At 73.4% G+C, this 22,406-nt stretch carries 22 protein-coding genes; 13 read left to right on the forward strand and 9 right to left on the reverse strand.

The window, feature by feature from the left end; genetic code table 11:
• Nucleotides 1–30: 30 nt before the first annotated feature.
• Nucleotides 31–804 (reverse strand): enoyl-CoA hydratase-related protein, encoded by a 774-nt coding sequence (locus QCD66_RS29890; protein WP_375736597.1) that lies wholly within the window; start codon nt 802–804, stop codon nt 31–33.
• Between the two features lie 149 nt (nt 805–953).
• Here QCD66_RS29890 and QCD66_RS29895 point away from each other — a divergent pair, with 149 nt between their 5' ends.
• From QCD66_RS29895 to QCD66_RS29910, 4 genes are all read left to right on the forward strand, one after another.
• Nucleotides 954–1,562, forward strand: a complete 609-nt coding sequence (locus QCD66_RS29895; protein WP_375736604.1) for a DUF6232 family protein — start codon at nt 954–956, stop codon at nt 1,560–1,562.
• A 62-nt stretch (nt 1,563–1,624) separates the two neighbouring features.
• Nucleotides 1,625–2,104, forward strand: a complete 480-nt coding sequence (locus QCD66_RS29900) for a DUF6232 family protein (RefSeq protein ID WP_364208382.1) — start codon at nt 1,625–1,627, stop codon at nt 2,102–2,104.
• 225 nt (nt 2,105–2,329) lie between these two features.
• Nucleotides 2,330–3,346: a LacI family DNA-binding transcriptional regulator gene (locus tag QCD66_RS29905; RefSeq protein WP_375736596.1), complete on the forward strand. Its 1,017-nt coding sequence runs from the start codon at nt 2,330–2,332 to the stop codon at nt 3,344–3,346.
• 277 nt (nt 3,347–3,623) lie between these two features.
• A complete protein-coding gene (locus QCD66_RS29910; protein WP_407566876.1) occupies nt 3,624–4,436 on the forward strand; it encodes a hypothetical protein in 813 nt (270 codons plus the stop codon).
• Between the two features lie 42 nt (nt 4,437–4,478).
• Here the strand turns inward: QCD66_RS29910 and QCD66_RS29915 are convergent, their stop codons facing one another.
• Together QCD66_RS29915 and QCD66_RS29920 are read right to left on the reverse strand one after the other, a co-directional pair.
• Nucleotides 4,479–4,889, reverse strand: a complete 411-nt coding sequence (locus QCD66_RS29915) for a YccF domain-containing protein (RefSeq protein WP_357532785.1) — start codon at nt 4,887–4,889, stop codon at nt 4,479–4,481.
• Between the two features lie 62 nt (nt 4,890–4,951).
• Nucleotides 4,952–5,842 (reverse strand): ribokinase, encoded by an 891-nt coding sequence (locus QCD66_RS29920; protein ID WP_375734626.1) that lies wholly within the window; start codon nt 5,840–5,842, stop codon nt 4,952–4,954.
• Between the two features lie 95 nt (nt 5,843–5,937).
• Between QCD66_RS29920 and QCD66_RS29925 the strand changes: the two genes are divergently transcribed.
• Nucleotides 5,938–6,924: an LLM class flavin-dependent oxidoreductase gene (locus QCD66_RS29925; protein ID WP_375734627.1), complete on the forward strand. Its 987-nt coding sequence runs from the start codon at nt 5,938–5,940 to the stop codon at nt 6,922–6,924.
• An 86-nt stretch (nt 6,925–7,010) separates the two neighbouring features.
• Here QCD66_RS29925 and QCD66_RS29930 read toward each other — a convergent pair whose 3' ends face one another.
• The 4 genes from QCD66_RS29930 to QCD66_RS29945 form a co-directional block, all read right to left on the reverse strand.
• Nucleotides 7,011–8,639: a cellulase family glycosylhydrolase gene (locus tag QCD66_RS29930; protein ID WP_375734628.1), complete on the reverse strand. Its 1,629-nt coding sequence runs from the start codon at nt 8,637–8,639 to the stop codon at nt 7,011–7,013.
• A gap of 117 nt (nt 8,640–8,756) precedes the next feature.
• Nucleotides 8,757–9,557, reverse strand: a complete 801-nt coding sequence (locus QCD66_RS29935; RefSeq protein WP_364208400.1) for an ABC transporter ATP-binding protein — start codon at nt 9,555–9,557, stop codon at nt 8,757–8,759.
• Nucleotides 9,558–9,689: 132 nt separating this feature from the next.
• The gene (locus tag QCD66_RS29940) at nt 9,690–11,249 is read right to left on the reverse strand and encodes an N-acetylmuramoyl-L-alanine amidase (RefSeq protein WP_364208403.1); all 1,560 of its coding nucleotides are present in this window, start codon (nt 11,247–11,249) and stop codon (nt 9,690–9,692) included.
• A gap of 155 nt (nt 11,250–11,404) precedes the next feature.
• A complete protein-coding gene (locus QCD66_RS29945) occupies nt 11,405–12,580 on the reverse strand; it encodes an ROK family transcriptional regulator (RefSeq protein ID WP_357532795.1) in 1,176 nt (391 codons plus the stop codon).
• Nucleotides 12,581–12,740: 160 nt separating this feature from the next.
• On the opposite strand from QCD66_RS29945, the gene QCD66_RS29950 reads away from it, so the two are divergent.
• The 4 genes from QCD66_RS29950 to QCD66_RS29965 all read left to right on the forward strand — a co-directional run bounded on the left by QCD66_RS29950 (nt 12,741) and on the right by QCD66_RS29965 (nt 15,989).
• Nucleotides 12,741–14,195, forward strand: coding sequence for a glycoside hydrolase family 3 N-terminal domain-containing protein (locus QCD66_RS29950; protein WP_375734629.1), 1,455 nt, complete (start codon nt 12,741–12,743; stop codon nt 14,193–14,195).
• A gap of 141 nt (nt 14,196–14,336) precedes the next feature.
• Nucleotides 14,337–14,882, forward strand: coding sequence for a hypothetical protein (locus tag QCD66_RS29955; protein WP_375734630.1), 546 nt, complete (start codon nt 14,337–14,339; stop codon nt 14,880–14,882).
• Nucleotides 14,879–15,328 (forward strand): DUF393 domain-containing protein, encoded by a 450-nt coding sequence (locus QCD66_RS29960; RefSeq protein WP_364208412.1) that lies wholly within the window; start codon nt 14,879–14,881, stop codon nt 15,326–15,328. Before QCD66_RS29955 ends, QCD66_RS29960 begins: the two co-directional genes overlap by 4 nt.
• Nucleotides 15,291–15,989, forward strand: coding sequence for a TetR family transcriptional regulator (locus tag QCD66_RS29965; RefSeq protein ID WP_375734632.1), 699 nt, complete (start codon nt 15,291–15,293; stop codon nt 15,987–15,989). The genes QCD66_RS29960 and QCD66_RS29965 overlap by 38 nt, the downstream gene beginning before the upstream one ends.
• On the opposite strand, the gene QCD66_RS29970 is transcribed toward QCD66_RS29965, so the two are convergent.
• Nucleotides 15,990–16,913 (reverse strand): NADP-dependent oxidoreductase, encoded by a 924-nt coding sequence (locus QCD66_RS29970; protein ID WP_375734633.1) that lies wholly within the window; start codon nt 16,911–16,913, stop codon nt 15,990–15,992.
• A gap of 90 nt (nt 16,914–17,003) precedes the next feature.
• On the opposite strand from QCD66_RS29970, the gene QCD66_RS29975 reads away from it, so the two are divergent.
• The 3 genes from QCD66_RS29975 to QCD66_RS29985 all read left to right on the forward strand — a co-directional run bounded on the left by QCD66_RS29975 (nt 17,004) and on the right by QCD66_RS29985 (nt 19,468).
• A complete protein-coding gene (locus QCD66_RS29975; RefSeq protein WP_375734634.1) occupies nt 17,004–17,927 on the forward strand; it encodes an AraC family transcriptional regulator in 924 nt (307 codons plus the stop codon).
• Between the two features lie 184 nt (nt 17,928–18,111).
• Nucleotides 18,112–19,317 carry a glycosyltransferase gene (locus tag QCD66_RS29980; RefSeq protein WP_375734635.1) on the forward strand — a complete coding sequence of 402 codons (1,206 nt, stop codon included), beginning with the start codon at nt 18,112–18,114 and terminating at the stop codon, nt 19,315–19,317.
• 10 nt (nt 19,318–19,327) lie between these two features.
• Complete coding sequence (locus QCD66_RS29985) at nt 19,328–19,468, forward strand: hypothetical protein (RefSeq protein WP_364208426.1); 141 nt, start codon at nt 19,328–19,330, stop codon at nt 19,466–19,468.
• A 123-nt stretch (nt 19,469–19,591) separates the two neighbouring features.
• Here QCD66_RS29985 and QCD66_RS29990 read toward each other — a convergent pair whose 3' ends face one another.
• Entirely contained in the window at nt 19,592–21,778 is a 2,187-nt protein-coding gene (locus tag QCD66_RS29990; RefSeq protein ID WP_375734653.1) for a heavy metal translocating P-type ATPase, read from the reverse strand.
• Nucleotides 21,779–21,965: 187 nt separating this feature from the next.
• Here QCD66_RS29990 and QCD66_RS29995 point away from each other — a divergent pair, with 187 nt between their 5' ends.
• Entirely contained in the window at nt 21,966–22,373 is a 408-nt protein-coding gene (locus tag QCD66_RS29995; RefSeq protein WP_364208432.1) for a four-helix bundle copper-binding protein, read from the forward strand.
• The last annotated feature ends 33 nt before the right edge of the window (nt 22,374–22,406 follow it).

Raw genomic sequence — 22,406 nt, forward strand, 5'->3', positions numbered from 1 at the left:
TCATCTCCGGAGCCGGCCCGGCGGTCCTGGTCAGCGGCCGGTGAAGTCCGGCTTGCGCTTCGCCACGAAGGCGGCCATGCCCTCCCGCCGGTCGTCGGTGGCGAACAGCGCCGCGAAGAGCTGGCTCTCCCAGGCCAGACCGGAGGCCAGATCCATTTCCAGGCCGCCGTCGATGGCGAGCTTCGCGGCGCGTACCGCCTGGGTCGGTCCGTCGACGTACGGGGTGACCAGCGCGACCGCCTCCGCGTAGACCCGGTCGGCCGGGACCACCCGGTCGGCGAGCCCGATCCGCAGCGCCTCCTGGGCGTCGACCATCCGGCCGGAGAGGATGATGTCCTTGGCCCGGGCCGGGCCGACCAGGCGGGCCAGCCGCTGGGTGCCGCCGGCGCCGGGGATGACGCCGAGCTTGATCTCCGGCTGGCCGAGCTTCGCGTCGTCGGCGACGACCCGCCAGTCACAGGCCAGCGCCAGCTCGCAGCCGCCGCCGAGGGCGTAGCCGGTGATCGCGGCGACGACCGGCTTGGGGATGCGGGCGATGGCACCGAGCGCGCCGGACAGTTCGACGGCGCGGTCGGCCATGTCGGCGTACGACATCCCGGCCATCTCCTTGATGTCGGCGCCGGCCGCGAAGACCTTCTCGCCGCCGTACACGATCACCGCCTTGACGCCGGGATCGGCGGTGGTGGCCTGGGCCGCGGCCCGCAACTCCTCCTGTACGACGCTGTTCAGGGCGTTCATCGGCGGCCGCTCCAGCCGGATCGTGCCGATGCCGTCGTTGATCTCCACGCGTACGAATTCGCCCACGGTGCCGCCTTCCTCTCGGTTCCGGCCGTCCGGTCCGTATCAGGTCTACGTCATCCGGTTGGCCGCACGGCCGGATCACGGTCGTGCGGGCGCCACGGCCGCTCGTCCTGGGTAGGTTACGTGGAGACGGACTCGACATGGGCACTGTGATGATCACCTATTACCGCGACCGGGCCGTGCAGGTCACCTCGGAGGCCATCCGGGTGGGACCGCGCGCCTACCCGCTGGACTCGCTGACCCGGGTCTGGCACCAGCGGGGCACCCGCAACTGGCGGATGCTGGCCGGGCGGGGCGCCATCGGCGTCGCCATGGCCGGCCCGCTGGTCGCCGCCGCGTTCGGCATCGCCGTGGCGGTGCAGCTCCGTGCCTCGGTGACCGTGACGATCGCGGTCGTCGCCGCCTCGGTGCTGGTCGGGCTGGCCGTCGGCCCGCTCGCCGACCTGCTGCTCGGCCGCCTCGACCGGTCGTACGAGCGGGGCGTGCACGACCTGGAGATCTGGGCCGAGGTGCGGGGCGCGCCGGTGCTGCTGGTGCACACTCCCGACGCCGCCCGGTTCGGCCGGATCTACCGGGCGTTGCAGCGGGCGCTGGAGGCCCCGCCGGCTCCCCGGCCGAGTCCCGGCCGGGCCGGGCCACCGGTGCGGCGCGCGCCGGGTCCCGCGTCAGTGGTTCCGCCGGCGTCCGGCGCGGCACCGGCCCGGCGCCGTACCCCGGCGGGTGGGCGGATCCCGCGCCCGGCCGGTCCACGATCGACGTAACTGTCGTCGGGTGATCGACAGAAGGTCTGTCCGTCTTCCGGCCGACGCGCTTTGCTGGAAGGGTGACGCTCTTCTATCGGGACGATTCGGTGCAAGTGACCTCGACCTCGATCCACGTCGAGGGGCGCAGCTACCGGATGGCCGACCTGACGTACGTCTGGCACCAGCGCGGGCGCGGGTCGGCGCGGACCTGGACCCGGGTTGCCGTACGCGGCCTGCTGATCTTTCTGCTCTCGGCCCCGCCGCTGGTCGCGGTCGTCTGCCTGCTCTCGCTCGCCTACTCCGCGGTCGACCGGGCCAACTGGAGCCTGGCCCTGATCATCGTCGCCGTCTGCGCCGTCGGGGCGTTCGCGCTCGCACCGTTCCTGGAGGTGCCGCTCGGCTGGCTCGACCGTTCGTACTCGCGGGGTGGAGCCGTGAACGAGATCTGGGTGCAGTGTGCCGGCGAGGAGGTCCTGCTGCTGCGCACCTCCGACGCGCACCGGTTCGGGCAGATCTACCGGGCCGTGCAGCGTGCCGTCGAACACGGTGAGCCGCGATGACGGCGGGTCCGGCCGGGCACCGCGTCACCGATCCGGGGTGGCCGGGTCGGCGCGTCGCGCCGACCCGATCGGCCCCTAGCTAAGAGAGCGCTCTCTCACCTACTCTGACACCCTGACCTGCCTCACAGTGTGGGGATCAGCACCTGATTCAGCATAAGTGCGACCAAGTCGCGAGAGCGCTCTCTAGATGAGTTGAACCGCACCGGCCGGAGGGAGGCCGTCGACATGCAGGACCGGAGACCGACGATCGAGGACGTCGCCCGGGTGGCCGGCGTCTCCCGCGCCACCGCCTCCCGAGTGATCAACAATGGCCGGGGCACGTCCGCCGAGGCACGCTCGCGCGTCCACCAGGCCGTCGACCGGCTCGGCTACCGGCCCAACCCGGCGGCCCGCATGCTGGCCCTCGGCCGGACCGACGTCATCGACCTCGTCGCCGTCGGCTTCGAGACGGACTCGGCCCGGTTCGGCACCAACCCGTACCTCAGCCGGGTGGTCGCCGGCGCCCTGGCGGCGCTCGCCGGCACCGACACCCACCTGCGGGTACGCCTCCTCGCCGAGGGCGCCGCACACCGGTCGATCGACGAGATCGCGCGGACAACGACCCAGGGCGCGATCCTCGTCAACGTCCCGCCCCCGCTGGCCACCCGGTTCCACGACCGGTGCGAACGGGTCGTGTCCCTCGGCGCGACGGCGGACCGGGTGCCCGCGGTGGAGGCCCGGAACGCGCAGGGCGCCCATGCCGCGGTCACCCACCTGCACGACCTCGGCCGGCGCCGGATCGCCGCCGTCCACGGTCCGGCCGGCAACACCTGCGCGGCCAGCCGCCGGGTCGGGCACCTCGACGCGATCCGCGCCACCGGCCTGCCCGACATCACCGGCGACGGCCAGTTCCGCCGGGAGGCGGGCTACCGGGCGACCGCCCGCCTGATCGCGACCCGGCCGGACATCGACGCGGTCTTCGCGGCCAGCGACCTGATGGCGGCCGGCGCCATCCAGGCCCTCACCGCCGCCGGTCGCCGGGTGCCGGACGACGTCAGCGTGGTGGGCTTCGACGACAGCGTCATCGCGACGGCCGTCAACCCGCCGATGACGACCGTACGTCTGCCGGTCGAGGAGATGGCCGCCGCCGCGACCAGGACGTTGCTCGACGGCGGGGCCGCCGCCCGCTGGCGCCTGGTCTTCCCCGTCGACCTCGTCGTGCGGGCGAGCGCGGCCGGCGCCGCGCCGGCCGGCACCACGTGACCGGACCGACCGGGCGGGCGCGGGCGGGATCGACCGGGCCGGATCGACCGGGCCACGTGGGCGGCTCGACCGGGCCGGCGTGGGCGGCTCGACCGGGCCGGCGTGGGCGGCTCGACCGGGCCGGCGTGGGCGGCTCGACCGGGCCGGCGTGGGCGGCTCGACCGGGCCGGCGTGGGCGGCTCGACCGGGCCGGCGTGGGCGGCTCGACCGGGCCGGCGTGGGCGGCTCGACCGGGCCGGCGTGGGCGACGGTGGTCCCGCCGACGCACAATGTGGGGATGCCGCTGCCGCTCCCCCGCCCCTCCGCCGTGTTCGACCTGACCAGGGCCGCCGTCGGCCAGGCGGTGGACACCGCCGGGACGCTGGCCGCCGTACCGGCCCGCGCGTTCGCCGTGCTCGACAGCGTCGAGGCGCTGGTCAACCGGATCAACCGGGTCGTCGACCGGGTCGAGACGGTCCTCGACCGGGCCGAGAGCGCGGTCGGTGCCGCCGAGCGGGCGGTCGGGCAGGTCGGCGAGATCACCGATGCCGCGAAACGGGCCGTCGGCAACGTCGACGAGATCACCACCGCCGCGAAGGCGGCCGTCGGTCAGGTCGACACGATCACCGACGCCGCGTCGGCCACGATCACCGAGGTGACCCGGATCGCCACCGCCGCCGGCACGGTGCTCGCCGACGTCGAGAAGGTCGCCGGCTCGGCCGGCGTCGTGGTCGGCGCGGCCGAGGCGGTCGCCGCCAAGGCCGCCGGGGTGGTCGGTCGGGTGGAGGGCACGGCGGGCAAGGCCGACGAGCTGCTCACGACGTACGCGCCGACGCTGCAGAAGGCCGCGCCGATGGCCGTCCGCTTCGTCGAGCAACTGTCCCCGGAGGAGGTCGACGCGGCGATCCGGCTGGTCGACGAGCTGCCCCGGTTGACCGAACACCTCACTTCCGACGTGCTGCCGATCCTGGGCACCCTCGACCGGGTCGGCCCGGACATCCACGACCTGCTGGAGGTGACCCGCGACCTGAAGCTCGCCGTCGCCGGCATCCCCGGCCTGCGGATGCTGCGCCGGCGCGGCGAGGAGCGGCTGGCCGACGACAACGACTGACCGCGGGTCCCGCCCGGCCGGTCCGGCCGGGCGGGGCCGCCGTCACGCCGTGACGGTGCCCGGCCGGCGCAGGTCGTCGATCTCGACCACCTCGCGGCCGAGCGGCCAGAACGCCGCGGGCACCAGCTTGAAGTTCGCGATCCCGAACGGAATGCCGACGATCGACACGCACAGCCCGATCCCGGCGACGATGTGCATGAGCGCCAGCCACCAGCCGGCGAGCACCACCCACAGGATGTTGGCGATGCCCGACCCGACGCCGGCCCCCGGCTTGGGCACCAGGGTGCGGCCGAAGGGCCACAGCGAGTAGTAGGCCAGCCGCAGCGACGCCACCCCGAACGGGATGGTCACCACGAGCACGAAACAGATGAGCGCCGCGATGCCGTAGCCGATCGCGAGCACGATACCGCTGCCGAAGACGAGCCAGAGCAGGTTCAGGATGAAGCGGATCATGTACCAATGGTGCCCGATCGGGGCAACGGTGCCGGTTCGGCCCGGCACCCCCACCGGGCCGGTCAGCCGAAGAGGGCGTCGATGTCCGCGCGGTGCGGCAGCGAGACCGAGGCGCCGACCCGGCGTACGCACGCCGCCCCGGCCGCGCACGCCCAGCGGGTCGCCTCGACCAGGTCCCGTCCCTCGGCCCAGGCGACGGCGAGCGCCCCGGTGAAGGCGTCACCGGCGGCGGTCGAGTCCACCGCCCGCACCGGATACGCCGGGACGTGCGCGGCGGTGCCGTCGCGGTCGACGTACCAGGCGCCGGCGTCGCCGAGGGTCAGCACCGCGCGCGGCACGACCGACAGCAACGCCGCCGGCTCCTCGCGGCCCCGGCCGGTGAGCGCCTGCGCCTCGACCTCGTTGACCACCAGCAGGTCCACCGCGTCGAGCAACTCGGTGGGCAGGGCCCGTGCCGGCGCGGCGTTGAGCACCACCCGGGTGCCCGCCGCACGGGCGGCCAGCGCCGCCTCGGTCACCGTCTCGACCGGGATCTCCAGTTGGGCGATCATGATGTCGGCGTCCCGTACGGCGTCCAACTCCGGCCCGGTCAGCGCGGTGAACGCACCGTTGGCGCCCGGGGTGACCACGATGGTGTTCTCGCCGGCGGCGTTCACCACCACCAGCGCGACACCGGACGCGCCGTAGACGACCCGCAACTGCGACACGTCGACACCGGCGCCGGCGATGCGGGCCTTCAGCGTGACGCCGAAGGAGTCGGAGCCGATCGCGCCGAGCATCACGCACGAGCCGCCGGCCCGGCTGACCGCGACCGCCTGGTTGGCCCCCTTGCCGCCGGACACCATCACGAAGTCGGTGCCGAGCACCGTCTCGCCCGGTCGGGGCAGCGACGGCGCCACCGCCACCAGGTCCATGTTGGCGCTGCCGACGACGGCGATCCGGACACGCTGCACGACCCACCTCCCGATCCGGCCGCCAGTCTATGGACCGGTGCGCCCGGCGGTGGCCGGGGCGCGGGCGGGCGTCCGGTCTGGCAGGCTTGCCAGGCATGGGACGGATGCCGATCGGGGTCATGTACCGCTGCGAGAACGCGCCGGAGAACCTGCCGGCCTACGCGCGGCTGGTCGAACGCGCCGGATACGACGAGTTGTGGGTCGTCGAGGACTGCTTCTTCACCGGTGCGGTGTCGGCGGCGGCGGTCGCCCTCGCGTGCACCGAACGGCTTCGGGTCGGGATCGGCATCCTGCCGGCGGCGTTCCGCAACCCCGCCCTGGCCGCGATGGAACTGGCCAACCTCTGCCGGCTGTTCCCCGGCCGGGTGCTGCCCGGTTTCGGCCACGGCGTCGGCGGGTGGCTCGAACAGGTCGGGGCCGCCCACCCGTCGCCGCTTGCGGTGCTCGGCGAGACCGTCCAGGCCGTACGCGCGCTACTCGCCGGCGAGACGGTCACAGTGGACGGTCGGTACGCCCGGCTGACCGACGTGGCGCTGGAGTTCCCGCCGGCCCAGGTGCCGCCGCTGTCCCTCGGCGTACGCGCCGAACGGTCGATGCGGCTGTCCGGGCGGGTCGCCGACGGCACGATCCTGGCCGAGGGGGCGAGCCCGGCCTACATCGGCTGGGCCCGGGAGATGATCGACAAGGGCCGGCGGGAGGCGGGCCGCAGCGACGACCATCGGCTGACCGTCTACGTCGACTTCGAGTTCGACCCCGACCGGCGGACCGCCCGACGCGAGATCGCGATCCGGCTGGCCGGCGGGCGCCTGCAGCCCGGCGACGCCGAACTCGCCGACGAGCTGGCCGCCCTGACCGCCGCGACGTCCGATGTGGACGGGCTGGCGGCGGCGCTGCCGGAGGCGTGGGTGGACCGGTTCGCGATGGCCGGTACGGCCGAACAGTGCCTCGCGGCGTACGACCGGATCGGGGCGGCCGGGGCCGACGCGATCGTGCTCCGCCCGCCGACCGATCCGCAGCTCGCCGTCGCCCAGATCACCCTCGCCGCCGACGAACTGCTCCCCACCCTGCGCACCCGGTCCTGAGGGTCGTACCCCTGCCCCCGGGCGTGGGCCCGGGACAGACGGACGGGGCGGGACGGCCATGGCCGTCCCGCCCCGCCGCGGAACCGTCAGCTGGTCGGGAAGTTGTCCGGGGTACGGATGCGGTCGCGGATCCAGACACCGGCCGGCTTGAGCACCGCGGTGCCGGTGTACGAGCTGCTGTTGCAGGTGCCGGTGTTGAATACGGCGCCGCTGCGGAAGTCGTCGGAGAAGTTCCAGTTGACCCAACTGATCTTCTTCGTCGCCATCAGGTCGAGGTACTGCTGGGCACGGGTGAAGTCGTTCGCCCCGTCGCCGGAGGCGGTCTGGGTGCCGAACTCGGTGACGAAGATCGGCAGCCGGTCGGCGGCCCGGGACAGCGCGTTGAGGTACGTCGTGCCGTGCGACGCGGCGTAGAAGTGGAACGTGTACATGATGTTCGTCGCGTTGACCGGGTTGTTGATGATCTCGGTTTCCGACGAGCTCTCGGAGAGGCCGAGCGAGGACCAGGCACGGGTGCCGACCAGCACGACGCCGTCCGGGTCCTGGGCCCGGATGACCGGGATGATCTGCTCGGCGTAGCTCTTGATCGACGACCAGCTCACGCCGTTCGGCTCGTTGGCGATCTCGTACAGGATGTTGGTCTTGTCCTTGTGGCGCTGCGCGATCTCGGTGAAGAAGGTGCGGGCGCGGGCCAGGTTGTGGTTGGGGTCGCCCGGGGTGAGCATGTGCCAGTCGACGATGGCGTACATGCCGCGCGCGGTGGCCCGCTCGATGTAGTCGTGCACCCGGTCGGTGAACAGCCGCGGGTTGGTCTCGTAGCCACCCTCCTGGATGTACATGGAGATGCGCAGCACGTCGGCGTTCCAGTCGGTGGCGAGCGCGTCGAGCGAGGCGTTGTTGACGCACTGGGCGTACCACTGGATGCCGTGGGTGCTCATGCCGCGCAACTGGATCGGGCGGTTGTACCGGTTGCAGAGCTGCACGCCGCAGACCCGGAGCTGGCCGTTGATGGCGGCGGGGGTGCCCCCGGTCCCGGGACCGGACGCGGTGGTGACGTTGAGCGCGCCGGTCTGCGCGGAGGTGTTGCCGGCGGCGTCGCGGGCGCGCACCGAGAAGGCGTACGAGGTCGACGGGTTCAGGCCGCTGATCGTGGCGCTGGTGCCGGTGACGGTGGTGGCGATGGTGCCGCCGCGGTAGACGTCGTAGCCGGTCACGCCGACGTTGTCGGTCGACGCGTTCCAGGCCAGCGACACGCTCGACGAGGTGGTGCCGGTGGACCGCAGGTTGCCGGGCACGGTCGGGGCCTGGGTGTCGCCGCTCCCGCCGCCGGTGCAGGAGCCGCCGTTGACCGTGCAGTTGGCCGGGGTCCCGGTGCCGTTGACGATGAAGCCGAAGGTGGCGGTGGCACCGGCGGTCAGGGTGCCGTTCCAGGACCGGTTGGTGAAGCTGTGCCGGTTGCCGCTGCTGGTGAGCAGGGCGTCCCAGTAGCTGCCGAGGGTCGAGCCGGACGGCAGGTCGAAGTCGACCCGCCAGCTCGTGATCGTGCTGCTGGTGTCGTTACGGACGGTGAAGCGGGCCTCGTAGCCACTGCCCCAGTCCTGGACCTTGGCGAAGCTGGCGGTCGCGGCATGTGCGCCGGGGGCGGCCACCAGGACGCCGGCGAGGGCGAGCGCGGCGGCGGAGACCCCGGCCGCAATCAAGCGCAGTCTGGACATTTCACTGCCTCTACTGTCGTGGGGGTGCTGCCGACACGCGTCGAAACAGAACTGTAAAGATGACTTACAGTCAGGTCAACCCATCGACAGTAATCCACACGGCGGTGGCAGCGGGATTCAGGCCGCCCGGGCGGTGAACCGGTCGCCGTGCCGGTCGACGGTCAGCGACACGCCGAACGTCTTGGACAACAGCTCACCGGTCAGCGTCCGGCCGATCAGCCCCTGCGCCACGATTTCGCCGTCACGCACGAGCAGGGCGTGGGTGAAGCCCGGCGGGATCTCCTCGACGTGGTGGGTGACCAGCACGATCGCCGGGGCGTCGGGGTCCATCGCCAGCTCACCCAGCCGGGCGACCAGGTCCTCCCGGCCGCCCAGGTCGAGTCCGGCCGCCGGCTCGTCGAGCAGCAGCAGTTCCGGGTCGGTCATCAGCGCCCGGGCCACCTGCACCCGCTTGCGCTCCCCCTCCGACAGGGTGCCGTAGTCCCGCTCGGCCAGCCCGGCGACCCCGAGCTGGGCGAGCAGCCCGCGGGCGCGGGCCTCGTCGGCCGGGTCGTAGCTCTCCCGGAACCGGCCCACCACCGACCACGCCGCGGTCACGACCACGTCGACGACCCGCTCCCGCGCCGGGATCCGCTCGGCGAGCGCCGCCGTCGACAGGCCGATCCGGGTACGCAGCTCGTTGACGTCGGTGCGGCCGATCCGTTCGCCGAGGATCCGGGCCGTGCCGGTGGTCGGGTGCAGCCGACCGGCGGCGAGGTTGAGCATGGTGGTCTTGCCGGCCCCGTTGGGCCCGAGCACCACCCACCGCTCGTCGAGTTCGACCTGCCACGTCACGTCGCGCAGCAGGTGGTTGCCGGATCGTTGCACGCCGACCCCGTCGAGGTCGATCACCAGGTCCTCGTCCGCCACGATGCCCATCCAACCACGCACCACCTCGACGTTCCCCGCCCCCCGCCCCCGCGATCTTGCACTCGTCGCCCGACATAAGCCGTGAAAGGGGGAGATAAGTGCAAGATCGCGGGGCGTGGGTGGGGCGCGTGGCGCGCCGGGTCAGACCCGGGTGATGCGGATCGCGTCGGCGATGACCAGACCGGTGCCGTTCGTCCAGCGGCTCACCGCGACCTTGTTGGCGTCACCGGCGGTCAGGGTGTAGGTGCCGAGCACCCGCCACTGGCCGCCGGTCAGCCGTTGGTTGACGTTGACCGTCTGGTTCCCGCCGGAGGTGACGATGACGTACGGGGTCGAGTTGTTGTATCCCGCGTCGGCCGGCCACCAGGCGTCGACCCGGTACGTCGCCGTCGCCGGGATGTTGAACTTGTACCAGGCCGAGTCGCTGGCCAGGACCGGGTCGGCGAACCGGTAGTTGGCGCCGTGCCGCTGGCTGGAGTACGCCGACGAGCCCCAGTTGCCGCTGGCGGTGAACCGGCCCGCGGTGTCGTTGTCGACGGTGGACGTCCAGCTCGGCGGCGGGGTGGTGCCGCCACCGTTGACCAGCTCCATGAAGCGGGTCCAGTTCCAGTTCGGCCCCGGGTCGGTGTGCGTGGCACCCGGAACCTGGTTGTGGCCGAGGATGTACGAACGGGTCTTCGGGATGTTGTACCGGTTGGCCAGGTGCCGGGTGAGCGCGGCCGACGAGCGGTACATCGCGTCGGTGAACCACGAGGCGTTGTTGACGAAGCCCTCGTGCTCGATGCCGATCGACTGGGTGTTGTAGGTCCAGTTGCCGGCGTGCCAGGCGACGTCCTTGTCCCGTACGGACTGGGTGACCGCGCCGTCCGACGAGCGGATCGTGTAGTGGGCGCTGACCCCGGCACCGGGGTTCTGGAACCAGCTCACGGTGCCGGCGTACGAGCCCTGCGCCACGTGGATGATCACGTAGCGGATGTCGTACGTCGACTCCCGGCTGGACACGGTGTAGTTGTTGCTGTGCGCGGGCGCCCAGGCGGCCGGGCCGTAGTCGGCGCTCAGCGTGCCGACGCCGGGGTCGGCGGCACCGACCGGGGCGACCGAGGCGAGCGCGCCGCGCTGCGGGGCGACCGGGCGGCCGGGGATCCGGAGCGCGCCGCCGGCGGCGAAGCCGGTGCCGAGCAGGTCGTAGACGGCGTCGGCGTAGAGGCGGGTGGTCGCCGGGGTGGAGCCGCCGCCGTAGCGGGCCACCACGCCGTACCAGCGGTCGACGTCGTCGCGCTGGGCGGCGGTCAGCCCGGCCGCGTCGGCGTACGACCGGAGCACGGCGGCGGCCCCGGTGATGTTGGCGGCGGTGTCGGTGCGCAGTTCGGTGGCGGGCAGCCTGGTGAGGGCAGCCGCCTCGTCGAGGGTCCGGACGTTCGGGTTGCTGGTCAGGTGCATGACGCCGTAGCCGTTCGAGGCGCTCGGCTCACCGTTGTGCCCGTCGAGACGGGTCTCGGCGTAGCCGAGCGCCGCGAGCAGGTCGCGCGGCACGTCGTAGCGGTCGGCCGCGGCCTCGAAGGCGGCGGCGAGCGGATCGGCGGCGCCCGACCGGTCGGCCGGCGCGGCCTGGGCCGGTTGGGCGGACAGGCCGACGGCCAGGGCGAGGGCGCCGCCGCCGATCAGGCGGGCGGCTCGACGCAGGGGGTTTCGTACGGTCACCGTCACTCCTCCCGAAGTGATGGACGCCCCCGGTCGCCGGGGACGTCGGGTGACCGAACGGTATAGCCAGATATCCATCTATGTCGAGAGCTTGCAGTACTGTTTACTTTATTGAAGAATTCCTTCACATGACGGGATGTGGCGTGGGCACCGGCTCAGCCCACCGTCGACCCGAAGACCTCGTCCCGGACCGCGTCCAGCGCGGTGCGCAACGCGCCCTGGAGCACCGGCTCCTCGGTCAGCTCGGTCACCTGCACCCGGGGCGACACCAGCGTGATCGCGGCCACCTCGTGCTGCACCCGCTCGGCGAGCGCGCTCCCGCCGGCCTGACCGACCTCGCCGGTCAGCACGACCAGCGGCGGGTCGAGCACCACACAGGTGCCGGCCACGCCGAGGGCCAGCCGGCGGGCCAGCTCGTCGAGGAACGGGCCACCCTCGGTCCCGGCCGCGATCGCCGCGCGCACGGCCTCGGCGGCGGTGGCCGCCCGGAAGCCGTGCTCGCGGGCCACCGCCCGGATCGCGTCGGCGCCGGCGACCTGCTGGAAGGCGGGCTTGGCCCGGCGCGACACGTCGCGCGGGATGGGCGCGCCGGGCACCGGGAGATAGCCGATCTCGCCGGCCGCGCCGGTGCTGCCGTGGTGCATCCGCCCGTTGATCATGATGGCGAGACCGATACCGACGCCGGCCCAGACCAGCACGAAGTTGTCGACACCACGGGCCGCCCCGGTGTGCGCCTCGGCGACCGCCGCCAGGTTGACGTCGTTCTCGAACACGACCGGGATGCGCAGGTCCTCGCGCAGCGCGGCGAGCAGCCCGCGGTGCCAGCGCGGCAGGTTGAACGCGAACGTGATGTCGCCGGTGGCGGGGTCGACCAGACCGGGGGTGCCGAGCACCACCCGGCGCACGCTGGCGAGCTGGGCGTGCGCCTCGCCGGCCGCCTGGACGACCGCGTTGTGCACCACGCCGACCGGGTCGTCGGTGTCGCGGGTGGACTGCTCGACCCGGCCGATCACCCCGCCGGTGATGTCGGCGCAGGCGGCGACCACCCGGTCCGGGCCGACGTCGACGCCGACGACGTACGCGCTGCCCGGGGTGACCGCGTAGAGCTGGGCGTTGGGGCCGCGGCCGCCGGCCTGCTCCCCGACCCGGGTGACCAGGCCGCGTTCCTCCAGGCGTTCGACGAGCTGGGAGGCGGTGACCTTGGACAGGCCGGTCAGCTCGCCGAGTTGGGCGCGGGTGAGCGGGCCCCGGTCGAGCAGCAGTTCCAGGGCGGCGCGGTCGTTGAGCGCACGGAGGAGGCGGGGTGTGCCGGGCAGACGGGTGGAAGCCATGGAGACGTCCTCTATATTTAGTAAAGTTTCTTATCGATAACTGGGCCTTACCGGTAGCCGTAGCGTAATCGCAGATCATGACAACGGCCGGCACCCACCGGCGACAGGATGACCCCTGCCGGCACGTGACGCGCACCGGCGGGGACAAGAGGGAGACCAGGTGACGATCGACCCAGGACTTCGGCGGCTCGTGCTGCGCACCCTGCTCGCGGCCTTCCCGGGGACCGCACCCCCGCGATGGGCGGTCGAACTGGTCGCCGACGGGCTCGCCGGACACACCCTCTTCGGCCGCAACGTCGTCGACCCCGCCCAGGTCGCCGCGACCACCGCCGCGCTGCGCCAGGCCCGCCCCGACGTCGTCGTCGCCATCGACGAGGAGGGCGGCGACGTCACCCGGCTCGCGCACGCCACCGGCAGCCCGTACCCGGGCAACGCCGCCCTCGGCGCGGTCGGCGACGTCGGCCTCACCCGGCGCGTCTACCAGGCCATCGGCGCCGAACTCGCGGCCGCCGGCGTCACCCTCAACCTCGCGCCGACCGTCGACGTCAACTCACACGACGACAACCCGATCATCGGCACCCGCTCGTTCGGCGCCGACCCGGTCCGGGTCGCCGCCCACGCCGCCGCCGCGGTCACCGGGCTCCAGGCCGCCGGGGTGGCCGCCTGCGCGAAGCACTTCCCCGGCCACGGCGCCACGGTCGCCGACTCGCACCACGAACTGCCGACCGTCGACGTACCGCTGTCCGTGCTGCGGGCCCGCGACCTGCCGCCCTTCGCGGCGGTCATCGCCGCCGACGCCAAGGCTGTCATGACCGCACACATCCGGGTGCCGGCCCTGACCGGTCCCGCGCCGGCCACCTTCACCAGCGCCGTCCTGGTCGACCTGCTCCGCCACGAATACGGCTTCACCGGCGCGGTCGTCACCGACGCCCTGGAGATGAAGGGGGCCGCGCTCGCCGCCGGTGGCGTCGCCCCGGCGGCCGTACGCGCCCTGGCGGCCGGCGCCGACCTGCTCTGCATCGGCGCCGACATCGACGAGCCGGCCCTGGTCGAAGAGGTGGTGGCGCACGTCGTCGCGGCCCTCGGCGACGGCCTGCTCGACCTCGCCCGGGTCGAGCAGGCCGCCGGCCGCGCCGCCGAACTCGCCGCCTGGACCCGGGCCGCCGCGCCGGACGAGACCGTGGCGACCGACCTCGGGTACGCCGCCGCCCGGCGCGCGGTCCGCGTCGAGGGCACCCTCACCGACCTCGGTACGCCCCTCGTGGTGCAGCTCGTGTCGTCGTCGACGATCGCCGAGGGGCGGGTGCCGTGGGGCCTCGGCCCGCACGTCGGCGGCGCCGAGCAACTGCGCGTGGTGGCCACCGAGACCGACGTACCCGACCTGGTGGAACGGGCCGGCGGCCGGCCGATCGTGCTGGTCGGGCGGCACGTGCACCGGCTGGCCGAGGCGCCGGCGCTGGTCGAGGCGCTGGCCGCCGCCCACCCGGTGGTCCTGGTCGAGATGGGCTGGCCGTCGCCCTGGCGGCCGGCGGGCGTACGCGCCTTCGTGACGACGTACGGCGCCAGCCACGCCAACGGCCGCGCGGCGGCGGAAACCCTCGGCCTGGCCGGCTGACCGGTCACGCTCCGGCGGCGCCGCACCCGACCCCGGGTGCGGCGCCGTTCCGGGTGAGGGGCGTCTCGCTTGAACGCGTTCAAAAGCAGTCGTACGCTCAGGGCGACCAAAACTTGAACACGTTCGAGAAAGGGGTCGACGGTGGACCTGAAGGTCTGGATGTACCTGAGCTACCTCGTGATCAGCATCGGGTTGGTCGTCTGGGTGGCCGGCGTGCTGTCGCGCAACGGGCTCGTCTTCCTCGTCGAGGTCTTCGACGACAGCAAGCTGGCAAAGGCGATCAACAGCCTGCTCGTGGTCGGCTTCTACCTGCTCAACCTCGGCTTCGCCATGTTCAACCTGCGCTACGGCGGCCGGATCACCTCGATGGCCCACGCGATGGAGGAACTGTCGCTGAAGATCGGCCTGATGCTCCTGGTGCTGGGCATCCTGCACTTCTTCAACGTCTTCGCCCTCAACCGCTACCGGCGCGGGCGGCTGCGGCAACAGGCCCCCCGGCCGCCGGTGCCGCCCGCCGGCCGGCTCGCCATGGCCGGCCCGTACGCCGGTGGCCCGGTCGGGTTCCCGCCGGGCCGGCCGCCCGTACCGCCGCAGCATCCCCGCGCCGCCCGCCCCGGCGCGTCGCCCGAGGCCGCTCCCCCGGCCGGGCCGCCCATGCCGCCGCACCAGCCGCCGGCGCAGCCGTGACCGGTGCCCGGCCCGGCGATCCCACCGCACACGGGGGCGGTGGGATCGCCGGGTTCACCGTCCTCTACGACGGGCAGTGCCCGGTCTGCCGTACGGCGCGCGCCTGGCTCGCGGCGCGCGACCAGCTCGTACCGCTGTCGTTCGTGCCGGCCGGGTCGCCCCAGGCCCGGCTGCTGTTCCCCGACCTCGACCACGCCGCGACGCTGCGGGACATCACCGTGATCGCCGACACCGGCGAGGTGTACGTCGGCGACGGCGCCTGGCTGGCCTGCCTGTGGGCGCTCGCCGACTACCGGGCACTGGCCGACCGGCTCGCCCGGCCGGACCTGCTGCCGGTGGCGAGGCGGGTCGTGAAGACCGCGTCGGCGCTGCGGGAACGCTACCGGGAGCCGTACTACGGTGGTGACGATGAGCGAAGCGAGTGTGCCGACGACCGCTGCGGCTGAGCCGGCGACCGCCAAGGGCGAGCAGACCCGCCGGCTCATCCTCGACACCGCGATGCGACTCTTCCGCGAGCGCGGCTACACCCAGACGACGATGCGCGCGATCGCGAAGGAGGCGGGCGTCGCGGTCGGCAACGCCTACTACTACTTCGGTTCGAAGGAACACCTGATCCAGGAGTTCTACGCCGGCACGCAGGTCGAACACCGGGCCGCGGCGACACCCGTGCTGCGCCACGAGTCGGACTTCGCGGCCCGGCTGCGCGGGGTGCTGCACGCCGGCATCGACGCGAACGCGCCCTACCACGCGTTCGCGGCGACGTTCTTCAAGACGGCCGCCGAGCCGACCTCGCCGCTGAGCCCGTTCTCGACCGAGTCGTCGGGGGCACGGGAGGCGTCGATCGCGCTGTTCCGCGAGGTGGTCGAGGGGTCGACGGCGAAGGTGGACCCGGAACTGCGCGCCGACCTGCCGGAGTTGCTGTGGCTGGCGTACATGGGGGTGGTCCTCTACTGGGTGCACGACCGGTCGCCGGAGCAGGCCAAGACCCGGCGGTTGATCGACGGGGCCACCCCGTTGATCGACCGGCTGGTCGGCCTGTCCCGGCTGCGGGTGCTGCGCCCCGTGACCCGCGAGGTCATGCAGCTGATCCGCAGCCTGCGCCAGTAGTCACGGGACGAGGACGACCTTGCCCCGGGTCAGGCCGGCCTCGGCGGCGCGGTGCACGGCGGCCAGGTCGGCCAGCGGGCGGGACGCGGCGACGTCGACCCGGACCACGCCGGCGTCGACCAGCTTCACCAACTCGGCGAGCTGGGCCGGGTCGTTGCGCGCGACGAACCGGCTCGCCGTCACCGGTACGCCCGCGGGCACCTCGACCCCGACGGTGATGCTGACCAGCACGCCGCCCGGCCGGACCAGCGGCAGCAGGGCCGCCACCCGTTCCGGACCGGCCGCGACCAGGTTGAGCACGGCGTCGACCGGCCCGGGGAGCGCGTCGTCGAGTGGCGTGGTGGTGTAGTCGACGACCCGGTCGGCGCCGAGTCGGCGTACGGCGTCGGCGCTGCGCGGGCCGGCGGTGGCGACGACCCGTGCTCCGGCGTACCGGGCGAGTTGGACGGCGAACCCGCCGACACCGCCGCCCGCGCCGTTGACGAGCACCCACTGCCCGGGCGCGACGCGGGCGTGCTCGAACACCGCCTGCCACGCGGTGAGACCGGCGACCGGGATGGCCGCGGCGTCGGCGAGCGGGACGGCGGCGGGCGCCCGGACGAGACGGTCGGCCGTGGCCGTCACGTACTCGGCCGCGGCTCCGCCGCTGTCGACCCGGCCGACGACCCGGTCACCCACGGCGAAGGTGGACCCGCCGTCGCCGACCGCGACGACCGTGCCGGCGACGTCCCAGCCGAGCGTGTACGGCAGGTCCAGCGGGAAGACGGAGCTGAGCAGGCCGGACCGCAGTCCGATCTCGGACGGGTTGAACGAGGTCCCCGCGACGCGGATCAGCACCTCGTCGTGGCCCGGCACCGGGCGGGGGACGATGTCCTGGCGGATGACCGACACGTCGCCGTACCCGTGGATTCGCATGGCTCGCATGTCTCCGAACCTATGAACGACGGCGGTACCGGACCATGCGTACGGCTCCTCGGTCCATACCCGATCGTCTCGCGTCGGATACTGGCCGGGATGGACGTGCTCAGCGACGTGCTCGCGGTGCTGCGGACCGGCCGGCCACGGGCCGCGCTGGTGACCTGGCCCGCACCGTGGGCGCAACGGTTCGCCGCCGTACCCGGTTCGGCCGGCTTCCAGATGGTCCTGGCGGGACCGTGCTGGCTGATCCGGCCGGACACCGACCCGGTGTCGCTGGCCGTCGGTGACGTGGTGTTCCGTCCGCACGGGCCGGGGCACGTGCTGGCCGACAGCCCGTCGGCCCCGGTCACCGGACCGGACTGCGATCCGGACTCCGTCGGGCGCTACACCGCCGTCGACCCGCCCGCCGGAAGCGGCGTGCCGGCCACCGTCACGCTCTGCGGCGCCTACGAGCTCGAACCGGCCCGTACCCATCCCCTGCTGCACGACCTGCCCGAACTCGTCCACCTTCCGGCGCACCTCGACCGGTATCCCGTGCTGCGGGCGACCGTGGAACTGCTCACCACCGAGCTGCGGCAGCCCCGGCCCGGCACCGACGCCATCGTTCCCGCCCTGCTCGACACCCTGCTGCTCCACATCCTGCGGGCGTGGTTGGAGGAGCGGTCGACATCCGGCCCCGCCACCGGCTGGCCGGTGGCCCTCGCCGACCGGGCGGTCGGCGCCGCGCTGCGGGCGATGCACCGGGACCCGGCCCGCGCCTGGACGGTCGCGGCCCTGGCCGCCGAGGCGGGGCTGTCCCGGGCGGCGTTCGCCCGCCGTTTCACGGCACTCGTCGGTCAGCCGCCGCTGGGCTACCTGACGTGGTGGCGGATGACCCTCGCGGCCCGCCGGCTCCGCGGGTCCGACGCGCCGCTGAGTTCGATCGCGGCCCGGGTCGGCTACGCCTCGGAGTTCGCGTTCGCCCATGCGTTCAAGCGCCGGTTCGGCGTCGCCCCCGGCAGATATCGACACTCTGAGTAATCAAAGTAGGACCAAGCGCCGACCAGTTCCCCTCCCGATGTAAGCCGCAAATGCGAGCCAAGTTGGCCGAACGGCCAATTCGGACGCGCCACCCTTGGCGCCCTAGAGAACGCTACGTAGCGTTACCGGCAGCCGCGCCGATGCGGCATTTCGCCACGCCCGCCACCTGCGCAAAGGCACACAAATGCTGCGGTTCTTCCTGATCTCATCCGTCATCTTCAGCGCGCTACTACTACTCTCGGTAGTCGCCGCGTTTGGGTACGGATTCGCTCGGCCGGACCGTGCCGCGCACCGGCGCCGCCCACCGGCCTACCCCCGGTACGGCCCGGTCCGCGCCGACCAGGTGGCCATCATGATCGCCTGCCGTAACGGTGCGTCAACAATAGCGTCGGCCGTCGCGGCCGCCCGGGCCACCGGCGTCCCCGTCTACGTCGTCTCCGACGCATCGACCGACGACACCGCCCGGATCGCCGGCGAGGCCGGCGCCCACGTCCTCACCCTCCCCGTCAACGTCGGCAAGCCCGCCGCACTGCACGCCGGGTACGTGCGGTTCGGGCTCGGCACCAGGTTCCGCGCGGTCGCGATCCTCGACGACGACGTGCTCGTCGACGCCGGCTTCGTCAGCGCGGCCCTGGCCCACCTGGAGGACCAGACCGCCATCGTCGTCGGCCACAACGTGACCTGGTGGCCGAAGGAGCGCCGGTGGAACCCGTGGCTGGCCAAGCGGGCCTACAGCTACTGGAGCTACCAGGTGCTCACCCGCCGGATCCAGAGCCACTTCAACGTCATGAACTGCATCTCCGGCAGCAACTCGCTCTACCGCACCGAACTGCTCGACGCCGTCCTGCCGCAGCGGCCGCCGTACATCGTGGACGACACGTACTGGGTGCTGGAGACGCACCGGCGGCGCCTCGGGCGGGTCGTCTACGCTCCGCGCGCCGTGGCCCACCTGCAGGATCCGACCAGCATGCGGGACTGGTACCGGCAGAACCTGCGCTGGATGTGGGGCACCTTCCAGGGCGTCATCGGCCACCGGGTCGGCCGCCGGGCCACCCGCTTCGACTACGCGTACGTGCTGCTGATGCTGCACTGGGCGCTGTACGTCGTCGGCGCGCCGCTGACCGTGTGGGTGCTGGCCACCGCCGGCCTCGGCGTCGGCACCGGACTACTTTTCCTTCTGGCCGGCCAGTCGGTCTGGGTGCTACTGGCCGCCTGGCGGCTGCGCCGGCCCCGGCTGGTCCTCTTCCTGCCCCTGATCACCCTGACCGACCTGCTCTACCGGGTCGTCATGGTGCACGCGCTGGTGAAGGCCATCCGCCAGCCGACCGTCGACCGCTGCGTGTGGGCGTCGCCCGCCCGTATCGGCACCCCGCAACCCACCCGAGTATGAGGAGTACGGCATGTCAGCCAACCAGGAACTGCCCCTGACCGGCGCTTCGGCGGCCGCCGTCGGCGTGCTCGGCGCGATCACGCTGGCGGTCGGCGCGCTGCTGGTGACCGTGGCCCAGTGGGGCGCGAAGGCCCGCCGCCGGATCGGCTGAGCAGGTCCGCCCCGGCGCCCGGCGCCCGGCCCCGGGGCCGGCCCCGGCCATGATCCCCGTGATCAGGGGAAATGCGGCCCGCCGCGCCGACGACACGCGGGGCGTACTCCCTGATCACGGGGATCATGAGGGGCGGGTCGGGTGGAAGCGGCGCAGGCGGAGGCTGTTGGTCACCACGAAGACCGACGACAACGCCATCGCGGCACCGGCGATCATGGGGCTGAGCACCCCGGCGGCGGCCAGCGGGATCGCCGCCACGTTGTAGGCGAACGCCCAGAACAGATTGCTCTTGATCACCCGCAGCGTGTGCCGGGACATCCGGATCGCGTCGACCGCCGCCGTCAGGTCGCCCCGGACGAGGGTCAGGTCGCTGGCCTCGATCGCCACGTCGGTGCCGCTGCCCATCGCCAGTCCGAGGTCGGCCTGGGCGAGGGCGGCCGCGTCGTTGACCCCGTCGCCGACCATCGCCACCGCCGCACCCCGCTCCTGGAGCCGGCGTACGACGTCGACCTTGCCGGCCGGCATGACCCCGGCGAACACCTCGTCGATCCCGACCTCGTCGGCGACGGCCCGGGCCGCGGCGGCGTTGTCGCCGGTGAGCAGCACCGGGGTCAGGCCGAGCCCGCGCAGCGCGGTGACCGCCTGGCGGCTGGTCGGCCGGACCGTGTCGGCGACCACCAGCAGGCCACGGACCCGCTGGTCCCAGCCGACGATGACCACCGTGCGGCCGGCCGACTCGGCCTCGGCCGCCGCGGCGGCGAGCGCTCCGGGCAGCTCGCCGGCGAAGGCGGCCCGGCCGGCGACGACCTCGTGCCCGTCGACGGTGCCGCGTACGCCGAGTCCCTCGACGGCGGCGAACCCGGTGACCGGCGGCAGCGGCCCGGGTACGGCGGCCGCCACGGCCCGGCCGATCGGGTGTTCGGAGGCGGCCTCGACCGCGGCGGCGAGCCGCCGGACGCGCTCCGGGTCCTCGCCGTCGGCGGCGACGGTGTCGACCAGGGTCATCCGCCCGGCGGTGACGGTGCCGGTCTTGTCGAGCACGACGGTGTCGACGCGGCGGGTCGACTCCAGCGCCTCCGGTCCCTTGATCAGGATGCCGAGCTGGGCGGCCCGGCCGGTGCCGACCAGCAGCGCGGTCGGGGTGGCCAGGCCGAGGGCGCACGGGCAGGCGATGATCAGCACGGCGACCGCGGCGGTGAACGCCGTGACGGTTCCGGCGCCGGTACCCAGCCAGTAGCCGAGCGTCCCGGCGGCCAGCGCGATGACCACGGGTACGAAGACTCCGCTGATCCGGTCGGCGAGCCGCTGCACCCGCGCCTTTCCGCTCTGCGCCTGCTCGACCAGCCGGGCCATCTGGGCGAGCTGGGTGTCGCCGCCGACCCGGTTGGCGGTGACCAGCAGCCGGCCGCCGGCGTTCACGGTGCCGCCGACCACCTGGTCGCCGGGGCCGACCTCGACCGGCACCGACTCGCCGGTGACCATGCTCAGGTCGACGGCGGAGGTGCCGTCGTCGACCACGCCGTCGGTGGCGATCTTCTCGCCGGGCCGTACGACGAAGGTGTCGCCGACCGCGAGTTCGGCGATCGGGACGCGGGTCTCGACGCCGCCGCGCAGCAGCGCGACGTCCTTGGCGCCGAGGTCGAGCAGGGCGCGCAGCGCGGCGCCGGCCCGACGCTTGGCGCGCGCCTCGAAATAGCGGCCGGCGAGGATGAACATGGTCACCCCGGCGGCCGTCTCCAGGTAGATGGTGCCGTCACCGGCACCGCGCGGCACGGTCCACTCGAAGCCGTGGGTCATGCCGGGATGGCCGGCGGTGCCGAGGAACAGCGCCCAGAGCGACCAGCCGAAGGCGGCGAGGGTGCCGAGCGAGACGAGGGTGTCCATGGTCGCCGCGCCGTGCCGCAGGTTGGTCCAGGCGGCCCGGTGGAACGGCAGGCCGGCCCAGAGCACGACCGGGGCGGCGAGGGTGAGCGAGAGCCACTGCCAGTTGGTGAACTGCAGCGGCGGGACCATGGCCAGGGCGATCACCGGTACGGCGAGCACGACCGAGACCAGCAGCCGGTCGCGCAGCAGGCGCGGCTCGGCATCCTGGGCGGTCTCGGCGCCGTCGTCGTCGGCCGGGGCGGCGGGCGGGGCCGGCAGCGCGGCGGTGTAGCCGGTCTGCTCGACGACCGCGATGAGGTCGGCGGGGGTGACCGTCGGCGCGGCGGTGACGGTGGCCTTCTCGGTGGCGTAGTTGACGGTCGCGGTGACGCCGTCGATCCGGTTGAGCTTCCTCTCGATCCTGGACGCACAGGACGCGCAGGTCATCCCGCCGATGGTGAGCTCGATCAGGTTGGTGGCCACCCCGCTCCTCCCGCCGGCCCGGTTCTCCGCTCCACCGAGCCTACCCCTACCCCCCAGCGGTATAGGACAGGCCGTTTGGGTCACCGGGGGCGGGGTACCCCACCGGCTGCCGTGGGCACGGTTCAGCAGACGCGAACGGGGAGTGGTCCTGATGTCCTACGCCAGCTCGATACTCGGAAGCCACCCGGGGGAGTTCGGCGGGCTCGACCGGGCCCTGCTCAACACGGCCGTCGACGCCTCCGTCGCCTGCGCCCAGGCGTGCACCGCCTGCGCCGACGCCTGCCTCAGCGAGGAACAGGTCGCCGCGCTGACCGTCTGCATCCGGATCAACCTCGACTGCGCCGACCTGTGCGAGACGACCAGCCGGGTGCTGTCCCGGCACACCGGCTACGACCGCAACGTGACCCGCGCCATGCTGGTCGCCTGCGTCGCGGCGTGCCGGAGCTGCGCCGAGGAGTGCGACCGGCACGCGGCCATGCACGAACACTGCCGGGTCTGCGCCGAGGCCTGCCGCCGCTGCGAGCGGGCCTGCCAGGAACTGCTGGACGGGCTCACCTGACCCCACGGACACCTGACCCCACGGACACCGATG

The sequence above is a fragment of the Polymorphospora sp. A560 genome, assembly GCF_045781765.1.
In the GTDB taxonomy this organism is placed as follows: domain Bacteria; phylum Actinomycetota; class Actinomycetes; order Mycobacteriales; family Micromonosporaceae; genus Polymorphospora; species Polymorphospora lycopeni.

Coding starts and splice junctions, on each gene's coding strand:
- QCD66_RS29895 (WP_375736604.1), top strand. CDS start 954: ATGATCACCTATTACCGCGACCGGGCCGTGCAGGTCACCTCGGAGGCC.
- QCD66_RS29905 (WP_375736596.1), top strand. CDS start 2,330: ATGCAGGACCGGAGACCGACGATCGAGGACGTCGCCCGGGTGGCCGGC.
- QCD66_RS29910 (WP_407566876.1), top strand. CDS start 3,624: ATGCCGCTGCCGCTCCCCCGCCCCTCCGCCGTGTTCGACCTGACCAGG.
- QCD66_RS29915 (WP_357532785.1), bottom strand. CDS start 4,889: ATGATCCGCTTCATCCTGAACCTGCTCTGGCTCGTCTTCGGCAGCGGT.
- QCD66_RS29925 (WP_375734627.1), top strand. CDS start 5,938: ATGGGACGGATGCCGATCGGGGTCATGTACCGCTGCGAGAACGCGCCG.
- QCD66_RS29930 (WP_375734628.1), bottom strand. CDS start 8,639: ATGTCCAGACTGCGCTTGATTGCGGCCGGGGTCTCCGCCGCCGCGCTC.
- QCD66_RS29935 (WP_364208400.1), bottom strand. CDS start 9,557: ATGGGCATCGTGGCGGACGAGGACCTGGTGATCGACCTCGACGGGGTC.
- QCD66_RS29945 (WP_357532795.1), bottom strand. CDS start 12,580: ATGGCTTCCACCCGTCTGCCCGGCACACCCCGCCTCCTCCGTGCGCTC.
- QCD66_RS29965 (WP_375734632.1), top strand. CDS start 15,291: ATGAGCGAAGCGAGTGTGCCGACGACCGCTGCGGCTGAGCCGGCGACC.
- QCD66_RS29970 (WP_375734633.1), bottom strand. CDS start 16,913: ATGCGAGCCATGCGAATCCACGGGTACGGCGACGTGTCGGTCATCCGC.
- QCD66_RS29975 (WP_375734634.1), top strand. CDS start 17,004: ATGGACGTGCTCAGCGACGTGCTCGCGGTGCTGCGGACCGGCCGGCCA.
- QCD66_RS29980 (WP_375734635.1), top strand. CDS start 18,112: ATGCTGCGGTTCTTCCTGATCTCATCCGTCATCTTCAGCGCGCTACTA.
- QCD66_RS29985 (WP_364208426.1), top strand. CDS start 19,328: ATGTCAGCCAACCAGGAACTGCCCCTGACCGGCGCTTCGGCGGCCGCC.
- QCD66_RS29990 (WP_375734653.1), bottom strand. CDS start 21,778: ATGACCTGCGCGTCCTGTGCGTCCAGGATCGAGAGGAAGCTCAACCGG.
- QCD66_RS29995 (WP_364208432.1), top strand. CDS start 21,966: ATGTCCTACGCCAGCTCGATACTCGGAAGCCACCCGGGGGAGTTCGGC.